At 71.9% G+C, this 14,391-nt stretch carries 14 protein-coding genes; 5 read left to right on the forward strand and 9 right to left on the reverse strand.

Translation table 11 applies throughout. The features are described 5' to 3' along the window. Nucleotides 1–11: 11 nt before the first annotated feature. Nucleotides 12–1,220, reverse strand: a complete 1,209-nt coding sequence (locus tag RBH18_RS11575) for a CynX/NimT family MFS transporter (RefSeq protein WP_306206757.1) — start codon at nt 1,218–1,220, stop codon at nt 12–14. Nucleotides 1,221–1,243: 23 nt separating this feature from the next. On the opposite strand from RBH18_RS11575, the gene RBH18_RS11580 reads away from it, so the two are divergent. Beyond that, nucleotides 1,244–1,906 (forward strand): FadR/GntR family transcriptional regulator, encoded by a 663-nt coding sequence (locus tag RBH18_RS11580; RefSeq protein ID WP_306206759.1) that lies wholly within the window; start codon nt 1,244–1,246, stop codon nt 1,904–1,906. On the opposite strand, the gene RBH18_RS11585 is transcribed toward RBH18_RS11580, so the two are convergent. The 3 genes from RBH18_RS11585 to RBH18_RS11595 form a co-directional block, all read right to left on the reverse strand. Beyond that, complete coding sequence (locus RBH18_RS11585) at nt 1,895–3,319, reverse strand: MFS transporter (RefSeq protein WP_306206761.1); 1,425 nt, start codon at nt 3,317–3,319, stop codon at nt 1,895–1,897. The two genes, RBH18_RS11580 and RBH18_RS11585, sit on opposite strands and share 12 nt — an antisense overlap. Before the next feature lie 68 nt (nt 3,320–3,387). After that, nucleotides 3,388–3,831, reverse strand: a complete 444-nt coding sequence (locus RBH18_RS11590) for a MarR family winged helix-turn-helix transcriptional regulator (protein ID WP_306206819.1) — start codon at nt 3,829–3,831, stop codon at nt 3,388–3,390. A gap of 103 nt (nt 3,832–3,934) precedes the next feature. After that, the gene (locus RBH18_RS11595; protein ID WP_306206763.1) at nt 3,935–5,413 is read right to left on the reverse strand and encodes an NCS2 family permease; all 1,479 of its coding nucleotides are present in this window, start codon (nt 5,411–5,413) and stop codon (nt 3,935–3,937) included. Between the two features lie 237 nt (nt 5,414–5,650). Here RBH18_RS11595 and RBH18_RS11600 point away from each other — a divergent pair, with 237 nt between their 5' ends. After that, nucleotides 5,651–5,863, forward strand: coding sequence for a DUF2530 domain-containing protein (locus RBH18_RS11600; protein WP_306206821.1), 213 nt, complete (start codon nt 5,651–5,653; stop codon nt 5,861–5,863). 231 nt (nt 5,864–6,094) lie between these two features. Here RBH18_RS11600 and RBH18_RS11605 read toward each other — a convergent pair whose 3' ends face one another. Continuing rightward, the gene (locus RBH18_RS11605; RefSeq protein ID WP_306206765.1) at nt 6,095–7,444 is read right to left on the reverse strand and encodes an HNH endonuclease signature motif containing protein; all 1,350 of its coding nucleotides are present in this window, start codon (nt 7,442–7,444) and stop codon (nt 6,095–6,097) included. 103 nt (nt 7,445–7,547) lie between these two features. Next, a complete protein-coding gene (locus RBH18_RS11610; RefSeq protein ID WP_306206767.1) occupies nt 7,548–8,390 on the reverse strand; it encodes a DUF3027 domain-containing protein in 843 nt (280 codons plus the stop codon). An 82-nt stretch (nt 8,391–8,472) separates the two neighbouring features. On the opposite strand from RBH18_RS11610, the gene RBH18_RS11615 reads away from it, so the two are divergent. The 3 genes from RBH18_RS11615 (at nt 8,473) to RBH18_RS11625 (ending at nt 12,514) form a co-directional block, all read left to right on the forward strand. Further along, a complete protein-coding gene (locus RBH18_RS11615) occupies nt 8,473–10,383 on the forward strand; it encodes an MFS transporter (RefSeq protein WP_306206769.1) in 1,911 nt (636 codons plus the stop codon). After that, on the forward strand, nt 10,380–11,531 hold the full coding sequence (mqnB, locus tag RBH18_RS11620) for a futalosine hydrolase (RefSeq protein ID WP_306206771.1): 1,152 nt from the start codon (nt 10,380–10,382) through the stop codon (nt 11,529–11,531). The genes RBH18_RS11615 and mqnB overlap by 4 nt, the downstream gene beginning before the upstream one ends. Before the next feature lie 161 nt (nt 11,532–11,692). After that, the gene (locus tag RBH18_RS11625; RefSeq protein WP_306206773.1) at nt 11,693–12,514 is read left to right on the forward strand and encodes a 1,4-dihydroxy-6-naphthoate synthase; all 822 of its coding nucleotides are present in this window, start codon (nt 11,693–11,695) and stop codon (nt 12,512–12,514) included. Nucleotides 12,515–12,825: 311 nt separating this feature from the next. Here the strand turns inward: RBH18_RS11625 and RBH18_RS11630 are convergent, their stop codons facing one another. From RBH18_RS11630 to RBH18_RS11640, 3 genes are all read right to left on the reverse strand, one after another. Further along, complete coding sequence (locus tag RBH18_RS11630) at nt 12,826–13,212, reverse strand: cold-shock protein (protein WP_306206775.1); 387 nt, start codon at nt 13,210–13,212, stop codon at nt 12,826–12,828. Nucleotides 13,213–13,274: 62 nt separating this feature from the next. After that, nucleotides 13,275–13,913 carry an HAD family hydrolase gene (locus tag RBH18_RS11635; protein ID WP_372338902.1) on the reverse strand — a complete coding sequence of 213 codons (639 nt, stop codon included), beginning with the start codon at nt 13,911–13,913 and terminating at the stop codon, nt 13,275–13,277. 170 nt (nt 13,914–14,083) lie between these two features. Continuing rightward, entirely contained in the window at nt 14,084–14,296 is a 213-nt protein-coding gene (locus tag RBH18_RS11640; protein ID WP_306206781.1) for a hypothetical protein, read from the reverse strand. Nucleotides 14,297–14,391 lie beyond the last annotated feature (95 nt).

Here is a 14,391-nt window from a genome sequence, read left to right on the forward strand (position 1 = left end):
CCTCCCGCCGGTCACCCGATGCGGCGGTCCCGGCCGGCGATCCAGCCCGCGACCATCTGCGGCACCGTGAGGACAGCCATCAGGGTCATCGGGATGCCCCACGTCCCGTTGTGCTCGTAGAGCGCCCCCACCACGACCGGGCCGGGGATCGAGAGCAGATAGCCGGTGCTCTGCGCGAACGCCGACAGCCGCACCACCACGGCCGGCGTCCGGCCGCGCATGGCGATCATCGTCAGCGCCACCGGGAAGGCGCAGTTCGCCACGCCGAGGCACAGCGCCCACAGCAGGGGCGCGCCGGCCGGGCTGACGGCGAGTCCGATGTACCCGGCGAGGCCGAACAGTCCGATGCCGACGACGATCTCGCTCTGCCGGGGCATCCGGCCGGCGACCGCGGAGAGCGCGAACGACAGCGGGACGCCCAGCACCGAGGTCAGGGCGAAGAGCAGCCCCGCGGTCTCCGCCGAGAGGCCGGCGTCGCGGAAGACCTGCGGCAGCCAGCCCATGATCACGTACGCGGCGGTGGACTGCAGCCCGAAGAACACGGCGAGTGCCCAGGCGAGCGGCGACCGGCGCAACTGGACGGGCACCTCGCCGGCCGGCGGCGGGGCGGCGGAGCGCTCGCGGGCCAGCATGATCCACGACGGCAGGGCGAGCGCCGCGATCACCGCCCAGACGCCGAGGCCCAGCCGCCAGTCGTCGCCGAACGCCGAGGTGAGCGGCACAGTCACGGCGGCCGCGGCGGACGCCCCGAGGTTGAGCGCGACCGAGTAGAGCCCGGTCATGAAGCCGACCTTGTCAGGGAAGCGCTGCTTCACGACGACCGGCAGCAGCACGTTGGCGAGGGCGATGCCCGCGAGCGCGAGGGCCGTCAGGGCGAGGAAGAGCGGCGTACCGGAGGCGAAGGGCCGGACCGCCAGGCCCAGTGTGAGCGCACCCACGCCGATCGCGACGGCCCCGCTCGTGCCCCAGCGCCGGGCGACCAGCGGCGCGGACGAGCCGATCAGGGCGAAGCACACCGACGGCACGGACGTCAGCAGCCCCGCCACGGTCGCGTTCATGCCGAGGCTCGCGCGCACCTCCTCCAGCACCGGGCCGAGGCTCGTGACAGCGGGGCGAAGGTTGATCGCGGCCAGCAGCAGTCCGGTGGCCGCGAGGGCACGTCCGGCGGTGCGGCCGGTCGCCACGCGGCCGTTCCTCGGCGTGCTGCTGGTAGTCGTCATGCCACCCATCATAGAATCATGGGATGAATATGGGTCCGGTCCCGCGAGCAGAATCACTGTCCGGCCGGGTCATCGCCCGGCTGCGGCAGCAGATCACGTCGGGCGCGTGGCCCGTCGGCTCCCGCATCCCCACCGAGCCCGAGCTGGTCGCGGAGCTGGGCGTTGCCCGCAACACGATCCGCGAGGCGGTGCGTGCGCTCGCCCACAACGGGCTGCTCGACATCCGGCAGGGGTCCGGCACCTACGTCGCCGCGACGAGCGAGCTGGCCGGCGTGATGCAGCGCCGGTTCGCGGCCGCCGACCCCGCCGACGTACGCGAGCTGCGCCGCACCCTCGAAGTCGCCGCCGCCGGCTTCGCGGCCCGCCGGCGCACCGCGGCGGACCTGGACCGGCTCGACACCCTGTACGCCCAGCGCGAGCAGGCCTGGGCCGACGGCGACCGCGACGGGTTCGTGGACGGCGACGCGGCCTTTCACCGGGCGGTCGTCGCCGCGTCGCACAACGAGGTGCTGATCGAGCTCTACGCGGACCTGGGTCAGGTCATCCGCGAGTCGCTGAGCGGGCACTTCGGCGTCGCGCTGCGCCCCGAGGAGTACATGGACCACAGCGGCCTGGTGGAGGCGATCCGGGCAGCCGACCCGGTCGCCGCCACCACCGAGGCTTCCGCGCATCTGTCAGGCGACTGACAGGCGCCTTTCGCCCTCGGCCTCCGGCTCGCGCCCGGGCTTGGACTCGGCCTCCTCCCCGGGCTCCGTGACGGGCGCGGCGGCGACGTTCGTCGTTGAGGGCGCGGGCACCGGCTCGCCCTCGGCGCGCTCGAGCCCCGGCTCCGCGGCCCGGACCAGCACCAGCCGCCGAGGACCGCGCTGCACCGCGATCCGGTCGCCGCTGGCCCGCAGCTGCCACACCAGCGCCGCGATGCCGGCGACGAAGCAGAAGATGCCCGCCGCCCAGATGCTCGACGGCACCCCGTAGTGCTCGCCCCACCAGCCGGCCAGGGAGGCGCCGATCGGCGTCGTCCCGAGGAAGACCAGCACGTAGAGCGCCATGACCCGGCCCCGGAACTCGGCGTCCACGCCCATCTGCACCCGGTGGTTGGCGGCCTGGGCGAGATAGATCGAGAAGAAGCCGGTCGGCACCAGCAGAACCAGCGCCACCACGAAGTTCGGGGCGAAACCGACGGCGAACTCGAGCAGCCCGAACAGGATCGCCGCGCCGACCACGAGGTACGCGCCCGGCCGCTTGCGCCGCCCGCTCCCCGCCAGGGCACCCGCGAGCGCGCCGACCGCGAGCGCCGTCGTGAGCAGCCCGAACGACGACGGCCCGGCGTTGAAGTTGATCTTCGCCAGGGCCGCCAGGGTCACCGGGAAGTTGAAGCCGATCATGCCGACGCCGGCCATGAGCACCACGGGCAGCAGCAGGTCGTGCCGCCGCCACACGTACTTGAGACCGTCGACGACGCGGGCCTCGTCCGAGCTCTTGCGCCTGGCGTTGCCGTACAGGTCGGCGGGGCGCATCGCCACGTACGTGAAGATCGGCGCGACCGCCAGCAGCGTGCTGATCACGAAGACCGGCCCGGTGCCGACCAGGGCCAGCGCCACGCCCGCGAGGGCCGGGCCGCCGATGCGCGCGGTGTTGAAGGTGGCCGCGGAGAGCGCGAGGGCGTTGGGCAGCAGCGGCAGCTCGACGAGCTCGGAGACGAAGGCCTGCCGCACGGGCGTCTCGACGGAGTTCGCGATGCCGAAGAGCAGGGCGAACAGATAGACGTGCCACAGCACGATGACGCCGGCCGCGACCAGGATCGCGAAGACGATCGCCGTGACGGCGAAGACGGTGTTGGCGATGATCAGCAGCTTGCGCTTGTCGTAGCGATCGGCGAGCTTGCCGCTGTAGAGGGTGAGCAACAGCACCGGCACGAACTGCAGCGCGGTCACCGTGCCCAGGGCACCCGGCGAGTTGCCGGACAGGTCGAGCACCAGCCAGTCCTGCGCCGTGAACATCATCCAGACGCCGACCAGCTTCACGAGCTGGCCGAGGCTGAACAGCCGGTAGTTCCGAACCTGCAGGGACCGGAAAGTCGTGCCCACCACTGGCGCCACCAGGTGGCCTCCTCGTCACGTCGTACGCGTCATCGCCACGTGACGGAACGACGGGAGGCGGCCGCGCCTCAGGCCTTGGCCACCTGCTGGAGGATCTGCGCCGCCCGCTGCAGGGTGTCGCGCTCGTCCTCGGTCAGCTCCCGCAGGTGCCGGGCCAGCCACTCGTTGCGTTGCTTCTCGAACTGGCCGTAGACGGCCCGCCCCTCCTCGGTCGCCGCCAGGATCACCTGGCGCCGGTCCGTGGGGTGCGGGGTCCGCTCGATCAGCCCGCGGTCCTCCAGCTTGCCGACGATCTTGGTCATCGTCGGCGGCTGGACGCGCTCGACATCCGCCAGCTCGCGCGGGGTCAGCGCCCCGGCCAGCTGGAGGCTGGTCAGCGCGGAGAGCTGACTGAACGTCAGATCGCCCACCGGACGACTCTGGCGCACCCGGCGGTTGAGCCGGTGAATCGCCTCGCGCAGCGCAACAGCGAGCTCCTCGGCTGTCAACCGATCCGCCACCGACCGCTCCATCACAGTTACTTAGCCTAGCTAATGAGCTTGGCTAACGACATCGTTTACAGGTATGACGGTAGTCACCGGGCGCGCCCGGTCCGGAGGCGCCCGGTGACTTTCGTCAGAGCAGGACGGCTTCCAGCGGGCCGCGCAGGAAGTAGAGGACGAAGAGCGCCGCGACCCCGTACAGGATCGGGTGCACCTCGCGCCCCTTGCCGACGGCCAGCTTGATGACCACGTACGAGATGACGCCCGCACCGATCCCGTTGGAGATCGAGTAGGTGAAGGGCATCAGCGTGATCGCCAGGAACGACGGGATCGCGATCTCGTAGTCGGTCCAGTCGATGTTCCGGACACCCATCATCATCAGGAAGCCGACGATCACCAGCGCGGTCGACGCGGCCTCGAAGGGCACCACCGTCACCAGCGGCGCCAGGAACATCGCCAGCAGGAAAAGCACGCCCGTGACGAGGTTCGCGACACCCGTACGGGCGCCCTCGGCGACGCCCGACGCGCTCTCGATGAACGACGTGTTGCTCGACACGCTCGCCGCGCCACCGGCGGCTGCGGCGACCGAGTCCACGAGCAGGATCTCGCGCGTACGCGGCGGCATGCCGTCGTGGCGGATCAGGCCACCCTCCTGACCGACCGCCACCATCGTGCCCATCGTGTCGAAGAAGTCGGTGACCAGCAGCGTGAAGACGAACATCACCACGACCAGCCAGCCGGCCCGCCCCCACGAGTCGAGCACGTTGAAGTGGCCGAGCAGCGACAGGTCCGGCAGATCGACGATCTTGTCGGGCAGCGTGGGCACGTTGAGCGACCAGCCCTTGGCGTTCGGCTGCCCGTTCACGAACGACGGGCCGATGTTGCCGACCGCCTCCACGATGATCGCCAGCACGGTCGTGGCCAGGATGCCGATCAGGATGGCGCCCTTCACCCGCCGTACGAAAAGCACGATCGTCAGCAGCAGCCCCACGCAGAAGACCAGCAGCGGCCAGCTCGACAGCACCCCGCCGATGCCCAGCTCGACCGGCACGGTGGTGCCCGACGCGTCCGGGATCCGCCGCACGAACCCGGCGTCCACCAGCCCGATGATCATCAGGAAGAGCCCGATGCCGACGCCGATCGCCGTCTTCAGCGCGGTCGGCACGGCCCGGAAGACGGCCTCCCGCAGCCCGGTCAGCACCAGGACGGCGATCAGCACACCCTCGATGACCACCAGGCCCATCGCATCGGCCCAGGTCATCTCGGGCGCGATCTCGTACGCCACCAGCGCGTTCACGCCCAGCCCCGCCGCCAGCGCGAGCGGGAAGCGCGCCACGACGCCCATGAGGATCGTCATCACGCCCGCCACGAGCGCCGTACCGGCGGCCAGGGCGGTGACGGGCAGCTGCGCGCCGGTGGCGTCCACGCCCGCCGCCAGGATCAGCGGGTTGAGCACCACGATGTAGGCCATCGTGAAGAAGGTGGCGAATCCGCCACGGATCTCCCGCCCCAGGGTCGAGCCCCGGGCCGAGATCTCGAAATACCGATCAAAACCATTCCTCGGCGTACGTCCGGACGACCCGGCCGAGGTCTCGGCAGAGGTAGTGGACACGGGCAGCTCCCAGCGGTGCTCGAAAGATCGTTGCTACCTGCATCGAAGCAGTGCCGGGGAGTCGGTGAAAGAACGGAAGTGTTACAACCCTCACGCGTCCCCACGAGCGATCACGTCCGGACGTACGCTCATGACGTGGCCGACCTGTCCCCCGCTTCCGGAACCGCTGGCGCGCGTCCGCACGGCCTGGACGTGGTCACCGGCAGCAAGCCCCGCCCCGACCCCCTCGACCCGCCGATGGTCCCCTTCGCCGTGGGCGGCATGGCGGCCTTCGCCCTGGCCGCCCTGATCTGCTGGCTGGCCGGCGCCCCCGACCTCTGGTGGAAGACCTGCGTCGCCGGCGTCGTCGTCGGCATCCCCGGGCTGATCACCATGCTCCGCCACGACGCCAACCGCCGTCGCCGCCGAGCCCTCTCCCACCCCGAGTTCACGGTCACCGACCCGTCCTGAGCCCGCCGCCCCGGCCCTCGACCCGCCGTGAAGCACCATTTCGCCGGCAGCGCCCGGCACACAGCGCGCACGACCGCGGTTGCAAGCCCAAGCGATAACGCAGGAACGCACGCCAAAACGCGCCCGCACGACAACGCACGCCCGTGCGACAACGCAGGAACGCGCGAAACGCAGGGCCATAGAGCGCAGCGATGTCCGACGCTGCGCTGGTTTACCGGCCGCTGCGCTGGTCTACCGGCGCGGGTGGTAGAGGTTGCGGCGGGGTCGCTGCAGCGGATCCAGCGCGGACGGTGGGATGAAATCGGGCAACCGGTCGGCGCCGAGCCGGATCTGCCAGCCCGCCAGATCGTCGTGCGCCAGCCGATGATGACGACGACACAGCAGCACCAAGCTGTCCAAAGCTGTCCCGCCACCAGCACTCCACGGAACAATGTGGTGCGCATCCGTCCAGCGCGGAGGCAGTCCGCAATCTGGGAATGCGCAACCGCCATCGCGCACTGCCAGCGCTCGCCGCAACGAGCCGGTCGCCAGCCGACGGCTCCGACCGGCGTCCAGCACCTGGCCGGCGCCACCGAGCACCAGCGGCAGCACCCGGGCATCGCATGCGAGCCGCCGGGCAGCGCCCGCCGACAACCATTCCCCTGCCTCCGTGACCGCTCCGCCCAACGTGCGAGTCAGCGGATCGTAGGCAACCGTCACCGCCAGCTGAGCAGGCTCGCCACCCTCGCTCGGCAACTCGCCCGTACGCAGCGCGAGCCGGCACACGTCCGTCAGAGCATCGGCACGACGCTGCGCCGGACTGCGCTCATCATCAGGCGCCGGAGTGCACAGCGGATGCAAGGCAGCCTGCACGATGGCGGCCTCCTCGACTCCCAGCTGACCAGACACCCGCACCAGCCCGCGCACCGGCGACGCCAGGGTGAGTCCGCGCTGGGCATGAGCCCGCGCCTCCTGACGGGCCAGAGCCGCCTCATCGATGCGCTCGGCGATCTCCGGCGCCACGTGCGCCAGGATCCGCTCGCCCACGCGCCGCAGCTGGTACGCCGGCAACCGCTCGGCCATCTCGATCTGCGTCGCCTCGGCCTGCACGACGATGCCGGCAGTGTCACCGAGGCCGACCTCGGCACAGTCGGCCAGCTCTCCCGGAATGACGTCACACGTCGCCGCGACCACGGCGGCCTGGCGAAGATCCATTCGCCCGTCGAGCACGGCGTCCTGCACCGCCGGACGCTGCAAAGCTGCGCCGAAGGCGGTCAGCTCCCGCGCCGGCTGCGGATCCAGCACCAGCACCGAGCGCACCCAGCCGCCGGTGCTGCGATGCCCCTGCGCTCGCGGGAGCCCCCGAGAAGCGGCCTGCTGCACCACATTTGCCTGCAGGGCGAGAGCGGCCTGCTCGAGGCGATGCGCCGCCCGCAGCACCTCCGTCAGCTCGTCGTCGGCAAGCGGCCACAACGGGGACGCGGCGAGCTTCGCCGCGTCCTGACCGAGATGCCGTACGTCTGCCAACATGCGTCCATCATCGAACACACGTACGACAATCAGGCCCTCCGCCAACTCCCGTTCCGGGCCACCGGACGCCATCCGCCGACACGAGCGGAAGTCATCGGGCCATGACCAGCGGCTCTCTCCACCAGCCCTCGGCCGCTGTGACCTACGCGACGTGCTCCGACGACGTACGCGAAGGTCAGCTGTGGCCGTAGTCCTCGGCGGGCTCGGTGCTCTCGACCGAGCCGTGCGCGCGGCTGACCGCGACGGACTCGACCTCGCTGTCGTCGTAGACCGTCGGAAGCTCCTCGACCGGCTGCTCCGCCGAGCCCAGCAGGGCCTCCGAGTGGGCCCCGCAGCCGTGGTCGGCGCTGACCGCCTTGGCGTCGTCGGGTGCGTACAGGTTGCCGCATACGCCGAACATCGTGCGCATCGAGCCGGCCAACGGCAGATAAAAGCCGCAGGTGCCGCAGCGGGCGTTGCGCGGCGCGGCCTGGGCGATCGGGGCCTCGGGGCCGGCGTCGCCGTCGTACCACCGCTGGGCGGTCTCGATCCGGCCCTCGCGAGACATCACGCGGGGCCGGCCGAGGCCCAGCTCCCAGGAGACCTCCTCGACCGCGGCGTCGTCGCTGAGCACATAGCCCGGGGCGAGCCGGTCGTCGTCGGGCGCGGTCGGCATGAGGTCGCCCACACCGAGGTCGCCGGGCTGGACGCGCTCGTTCCACGGCACCCAGCTCGGCGCGAGCAGGGCGCCGGGGCCGGGCAGCAGCACGGTCTCGCAGACGGTCACGTGCCGGGAGCGCGGCACCCGCGTCACGGTGACCGCCCAGCGCCAGCCCTTGTAGCCGGCGAGATGACTCTCGAAGAAGTGGGTCACCACCCGGTCGCCCTCGGCCACCACCTCGAGATGATCGCCGACGTCCTCGGCGTCCACCTCGGTGATCGCGCCCCTTGCCACCCCGACCGCATCGGCGCAGACCTGGTCGAGTCGGGCAGCACGGCTTCCGGCGATCCTGGTCGTCACGGTTCCATTGTCCCCCACGCCCCGACCGGACCGGCAACGACTCCCCCGAATACGCACCCGCGGCCTGGAGCGGGTGGCACGAATGCGAAAGGATGGGACGATGCCGCTGCTCCCCACCCTCGGACGCACCGTCGGCACCAGCATCAAGGCGCTGCGGATACTGGTGCGCGGCGGCGTGCTGGGCAGCGTGTGGGCGACGCGCCGCGTGGGCAGCGCCCGGGCGCGGGGTGCGGCCAACGAGACCGGCATGATCCGGCTTTTCGACCTGCACGCCATCTCCTGTGCCGGGGACACCCTGATCGCGATCGGGCTGGCCGGCACCATCTTCTTCGACGTGCCGCTGGGCGAGGCCCGCAGCAAGGTCGCGCTCTACCTGCTCATCACGATGGTGCCGTTCGCCCTGCTGGCCCCCGTGGTGGGACCGCTGCTCGACCACTTCCGCCACGGCCGGCGCTATGCGCTGGCGGTGACGATGCTCGGTCGCGCCTTCCTGGCGTACGTGATCGCCAACAACCTCCTCGACTGGGGCCTCTATCCGGCGGCATTCGGGGTGCTTGCGCTCTCCCGGGCGTACGGGGTGGCGCGCTCGGCCGCCGTCCCGCGCCTCCTCCCGGAAGGCGTCGGGCTGTCCCAGGTCGGCGCCCGGGCCAGCGTCTACGGCACTTTCGCGGGGGCGGTGGTGGCCCCGATCGGGCTGCTCGCCTTCGAGTTCGGTCCGCAGTGGCCGCTCCGCGTCGCCGCCCTGATCTTCCTCGTCGGCGTGGTCATCGCCCTGCGCCTCCCACCCCGCGCCGACTCCGACCCGCCCGAGGCCGTCCCGCGCCCGTTCCGCACCATGCTGCGCCTGCCCCGCGGCGAGGACCGGCCCCTGTCCGGCAGCCTGGTGATCAACACGCTGATCGGCAGCGCCAGCTTCCGATTCCTGTACGGCTTCCTGCTCCTCTACCTGGCCTTCGCCGTCAAGGGCCAGGGGCTCTCGTCGACGTTCTTCGGCTACGACATCGGAAGCCAGGGAGCAGTCGCCCTCGTCGGCGCGGCCCTCGCCGGCGGCACCTTCCTCGCGACCGCGGCCGGCACCCGCCTGCGCATCCGCCGCCCGGCAGCCCTGCAGTCCGGCGGCCTGACCCTGACCGCCGCCGTCGCCGTCCTCACGGCAATCTTCTTCTCGCTGCCGATGGTCGCCCTCTTCTCCCTGGTGGCAAGCATCTTCAGCGGCATCTCCAAGCTCGCCGTCGACGCCAGCATCCAGGAACGCGTCCCCGAATGCCTCCGGGCCAGCGCCTTCGCCCACTCCGAAACAGTCCTCATGGTCGCCTGGGTCCTCGGCGGCGCGATCGGCATCATCCCCCTCGACGGCCGCCTCGGCATCATCATCGCCGCGACCTTCGCCACCGCCGCCGCCGTCCGAGGCGCCCTGATCGCCGGCCGCCTCCACAAGGAACGCCTCCACGGCCGCCCGGACGCCACCCCCGACAACCCCATCCCCACCTCCCCAGCCCCCGCGGGCGGCGCAACCTCCCCCGCTGGCACGACGCCTCCCGGCCCCCACCACCCGGAGCCCGGCACCCACCCGCCCACGCCACCCGCCGCAGACACCATGATCAATCCCACCGACCAGGCCTCCCCGGCCCGTCGCACCACCCCGGACGTCGCCACCCCACCGCAGCCGGCCCGCAAACGCCGCCTCTTCTCCCGAACAAACTCAGAAGACACCCGCCGGCAACCCTCACCCCCGGCCGCCCCAGGCACCGCACCACAGGCAGGACCGCCCACTCCGCACGCCGACCCCCGGCCCGGAACGCCGACCCCGCACGCGGGCCCCCAGCCCGGAACGCCCACTCCGCAAGCCGGCTCCCAGCCCGGAACGCCAGCTCCGCACGCCGGAAGCACCGCCCCGCCCGGCTTCCACATCTACCGTCCCACCTCGGCGACCAGCACCGACGTCACCGGCACCAGTCGGGGCACCGACAACCAGGCACCCGGCGACAACCCCGACGAGGCACCCCAGTGACCCTGCCCCCCACCATCCGCCGCCTCCTCATCGTCACCGCCGTAGAACCCGAAGCCGCCGCAGTCCGCGTCGGCCTACCCGCCCACCGCCCCGACCCCACTCCGGCCGATCGAGCCACCACAGTCCCCCCGCCCAGCCCGAAACCGGCGCACCCCGCGAGCACGCCGGATGCAGGAGACGCCCGGGGCACCGCGGGCAGTGCGAAAGCGGCGCACACGGCGGCCACAGCGCATACGTCAGGTGAGTTAGGCGCGGCGGACCGGGATGCCGGGCTGATCGTCCACGTCGAGCCGGTCGGGGTGGGGCCCGCGGCGGCCGCGGCGGGAACGGCTCGGCTGCTGGCCCTCGCGGAGGCGCGTGGACTGCCCTATGACGCCGTGATCTGTGCCGGGATCGCCGGAGGCTTCGCCGAGCGTGCCCCCGTCGGCGCCACCGTGCTCGGGGCGCGCAGCATCGCCGCCGATCTCGGTGCCGAGTCCGGCGAACCGGCCGCCCCGCCCACCGCGCCGAACGCCGACCAACCGCCCGGAGCGCGGCGCGAGCCGGACCAGGCGGCGGAAGCGAACCCGGCGGCGGAGGCGGACCGGGAGGCGGAAGCGAACCCAGCGGCGGAGGCGGACCGGGCGGCGCAGGCGAACCCGGCGGCGGCGAACCGGCCCGTCGAGGCGGACCGGGCGGCGCAGGCGAACGCGGCGGCGAACCACCCCGTAGGGGCGGACCGGGCGGCGCAGGCAAACCGGGCGGCGGAGGCGGAGATTGAACAATCCAGCGACCTCGCGCTGGATCGTCGCCCCGGCTTCATGCCGATTGAGGAGCTCGGCTTCGGCAGCAGCGTCGCCGCCGCCGATGATGTGCTTCTCCATGCTCTCTCCGCTGCCCTCCCCCATGCTGTTGTCGGCGACGTGCTCACGCTGGCCACCGTCACCGGAACCGCCGCCACGGCGGATGCCCTGCGGAGCCGCTTTCCGGAAGCGGTGGCCGAGGCGATGGAGGGTCACGGTGTCGCCGTGGCGGCTCAGGGCGCGGGGGTTGCCTTCGTCGAGCTGCGCACCGTCTCGAACCCGGTCGGCCCCCGCGATCGAGCCGCTTGGCGCCTGCGAGAAGCATTCTCCGCGCTTACCGACGCCGTCGCGAAGGCCTGTGGATAACTCTGTGGACAAGCCGCTGCGTGCCCCACGGCGGCAAGCCGGTCAGCCGCCCGTCACCCCTTGCGGGGGCTACGGAGACGGGATGTGGCGGACACAACTTGTGGCAAGTCAGACACCGGCGCATGGGCGTGTCCCGGCGGATCCGTCGTTACCGTGAAGCCGTGGCGCTTTCTCTGGCGGTTTCGCCCTGCCCCAACGACACGTTCGTCTTCCATGCGCTCGTGCACGGGCTCATCCCCGCGGCCGAGCCGGTCGACCTGACGTTCGCGGACGTCGACGTGACCAACACCGCGGCCGAGCGGGGCGAGTTCGACCTCGTCAAGGTCAGCTATGCGGCACTGCCGTGGCTGCTCGACGACTACGAGCTGCTGCCGTGCGGCGGGGCGCTGGGGCGAGGCTGCGGCCCGCTGGTCGTGACCCGCGACGGCCACGACGGCGACCTCACCGGGTCCACCGTGGCGGTGCCCGGCGATCGCACCACGGCCTACCTGCTGTTCCGGCTCTGGTCGGCCGACAATGCGCCCGCCAAGATCGAGGTCGTGCCGTTCGACCAGATCATGCCGGGCGTCGCCGAGGGGCGGTTCGACGCGGGGCTGGTGATCCACGAGGCGCGCTTCACCTATCAGCGCTACGGCCTGACGTCGCTCGTGGACCTCGGCGAGTGGTGGGAGAGCGACACCGGCCTCCCGATCCCGCTCGGCGCGATCCTGGCCCGCAAGGGCGCCGTCGACCCCGCCGAGGCGGCCGAGTGGATCCGCACCTCGGTGAGCATGGCCTGGGCCGACCCCGACGCGAGCCGCGAATTCGTGCTGGCCAACGCGCAGGAGATGGAGCCCGACGTCGTCCAGCAGCACATCAAGCTCTACGTCAACGAGTTCACCCTCGAGCTCGGCGACGAGGGCCTGGCCGCGGCGGACGCCCTCCTGAGCCGCGCGGCAGCCGCCGGTCTCACCCCGCCGGTGCCGAGCCTGCTGACGAAATAGCCCGCCACGGCAAGCACGCAAGACTCCAGCGAGCTCGCGAAGGAAGCGAAGAGCGAAGACGCCGAGCAGACAGACGGAGTCACGCCGAGCAGCACGAGGTAGCACACCGAGCAGCGCAGAGAAGCACACCGACCAGGGCGAAAAGCGCCGAGCAGGGCGGAGAAGCACGCCGAGCACGCCACGCCGGGCGAAAAGCGCCGAGCAGGGCGGAGAAGCACGCCGAGCACGCCACGCCGGGCGACGAGGCCGGACGGATCTGGGCAAAGAGAACGGCCGCCGGGCGGTCCCGGCGGCCGTGTCTCGTAGGAGCCTCAGATTTCGAGCTCTCGCGCCACCGCATGCACCAGCTGCGCGATCTTCTGCGCCGTGCGCTTGTCCGGATAGCGCCCGCGACCCAGGTCCGGCTGCACCTTCGCCTCGAGCACCTTGATCATGTCTTCCACCATGCCGTGCAGCTCGTCGGCCGGCCGGCGGCGCAGCTCGGCCACCGACGGCGGGGCGTCGAGCACCTTCAGGCCGAGGGCCTGGGCGCCCTTGCGGCTGTCGACCACGCCGAACTCGACCCGCTGACCGGCACGGAGGTCGGCGACCCCGGACGGCAGGGCGCCCTTGGGCAGGAACACGTCCCCGCCTTCGTCGCTGGTGACGAACCCGAACCCCTTCGCCGCGTCGTACCACTTCACTCGACCCGTGGGCACCGCTGACCTCAACTTCACTCAATGGACTCGATTGCTCACGGCAAGGTTATCCAGCGCGCGGGTCAGGGCCCAACCGTAATCTCGGCCAGCAGTCCCGGAAACCCGGTCAAGTCGGGCAAAACCACGGCAGCTCCGGCCGAGGACAGCTCGGACGGGGAACACGGACCCGTCGCCACCCCGATCCCCGGCACGCCGGCCGTGCGCGCCGCGATCATGTCGCCGGTGTGGTCGCCCACGTACCAGCGGACGCCGTGCTCAGTGATCGCGGCCGCCTTGCCCTCGGCGAAGAGGTCGCCGGCGAGCTCGTCGTAGGGCAGGCCCAGATGCTCGAGGTGCATGATCGCGAGCCGCCCCAGCTTGGAGGTCACCACCACGACCCGCAAACCCGCCGCCCGTACGGCGGAGAGCGCGGCGACCGCCCCCGGAGTCGGCACGGTCGGCGCGATCGCGAAGTCCGGGTACAGCGCCCGATAGGTCGCCACGGCCTCCTCGACCTGCGCCTCGGGGAACCACTGCCGGATCTCCGTCCGGAGCGGCGGCCCGAGCCGGCTCACCGCGAGATCGGCGTCGACAAACACGCCGGTACGCGCGCTGAGCTCCCGATACGCCGCCCGGATCCCCGGCCGCGAGTCGATCAGCGTCATGTCGAGATCGAACCCGACGGCCGGAGAGGCGCCACCCGGAAGAGCGCCACCAGCCAAGGAGCCGCCCGAAAGGGACGCGCCCGGTGAAGCGCCGCCCGGAAGCGAGCCGCTCGGAAGCGAGCCGCCCCGCGCGGAGCCGCCGGACGAGGAGCCGCCCGGGAGAAACCCCCCGGGCGAGGAAGCCGCACCCTCGGCAGGGAAGGAGGGCGAGGAGGAGGAGCCAGCCGTCACGGAGTCGTGGTCGGCGTGTACGTCAGCTTCTCGACCGGCAGCGGAAACGTCTGGTCGTCCCCGAACGGCGACGGCGCGGCGGCCCGGTCGGCCAGCAGCTCGGACACCTCCAGGTGCCCGTCCTTCAGCGGGGACTCATGGCCCCCGGGACCCTGCGTCGCCCGGCCCGCGGGCACCGCCGTACCCGGCATGTTCTTTCCAGCAGCCACGAGAACTCCCCTTGGTCGTCGCTCTCTCGCGACGCCGGCGATGTGAGAACGACGACGTCGCGGGACCCGGCCACGCCCCGGACCCATGACCATGG

It is taken from the genome of Actinoplanes oryzae (assembly GCF_030757795.1).
GTDB lineage: Bacteria > Actinomycetota > Actinomycetes > Mycobacteriales > Micromonosporaceae > Actinoplanes.

Excerpts from the sequence above, each read along its gene's own strand:
- RBH18_RS11575 (WP_306206757.1), bottom strand. The coding sequence starts at position 1,220 with ATGACGACTACCAGCAGCACGCCGAGGAACGGCCGCGTGGCGACCGGC.
- RBH18_RS11615 (WP_306206769.1), top strand. The coding sequence starts at position 8,473 with ATGCCGCTGCTCCCCACCCTCGGACGCACCGTCGGCACCAGCATCAAG.
- RBH18_RS11605 (WP_306206765.1), bottom strand. The coding sequence starts at position 7,444 with ATGGCGTCCGGTGGCCCGGAACGGGAGTTGGCGGAGGGCCTGATTGTC.
- RBH18_RS11600 (WP_306206821.1), top strand. The coding sequence starts at position 5,651 with ATGGTCCCCTTCGCCGTGGGCGGCATGGCGGCCTTCGCCCTGGCCGCC.
- RBH18_RS11580 (WP_306206759.1), top strand. The coding sequence starts at position 1,244 with ATGAATATGGGTCCGGTCCCGCGAGCAGAATCACTGTCCGGCCGGGTC.
- RBH18_RS11590 (WP_306206819.1), bottom strand. The coding sequence starts at position 3,831 with ATGGAGCGGTCGGTGGCGGATCGGTTGACAGCCGAGGAGCTCGCTGTT.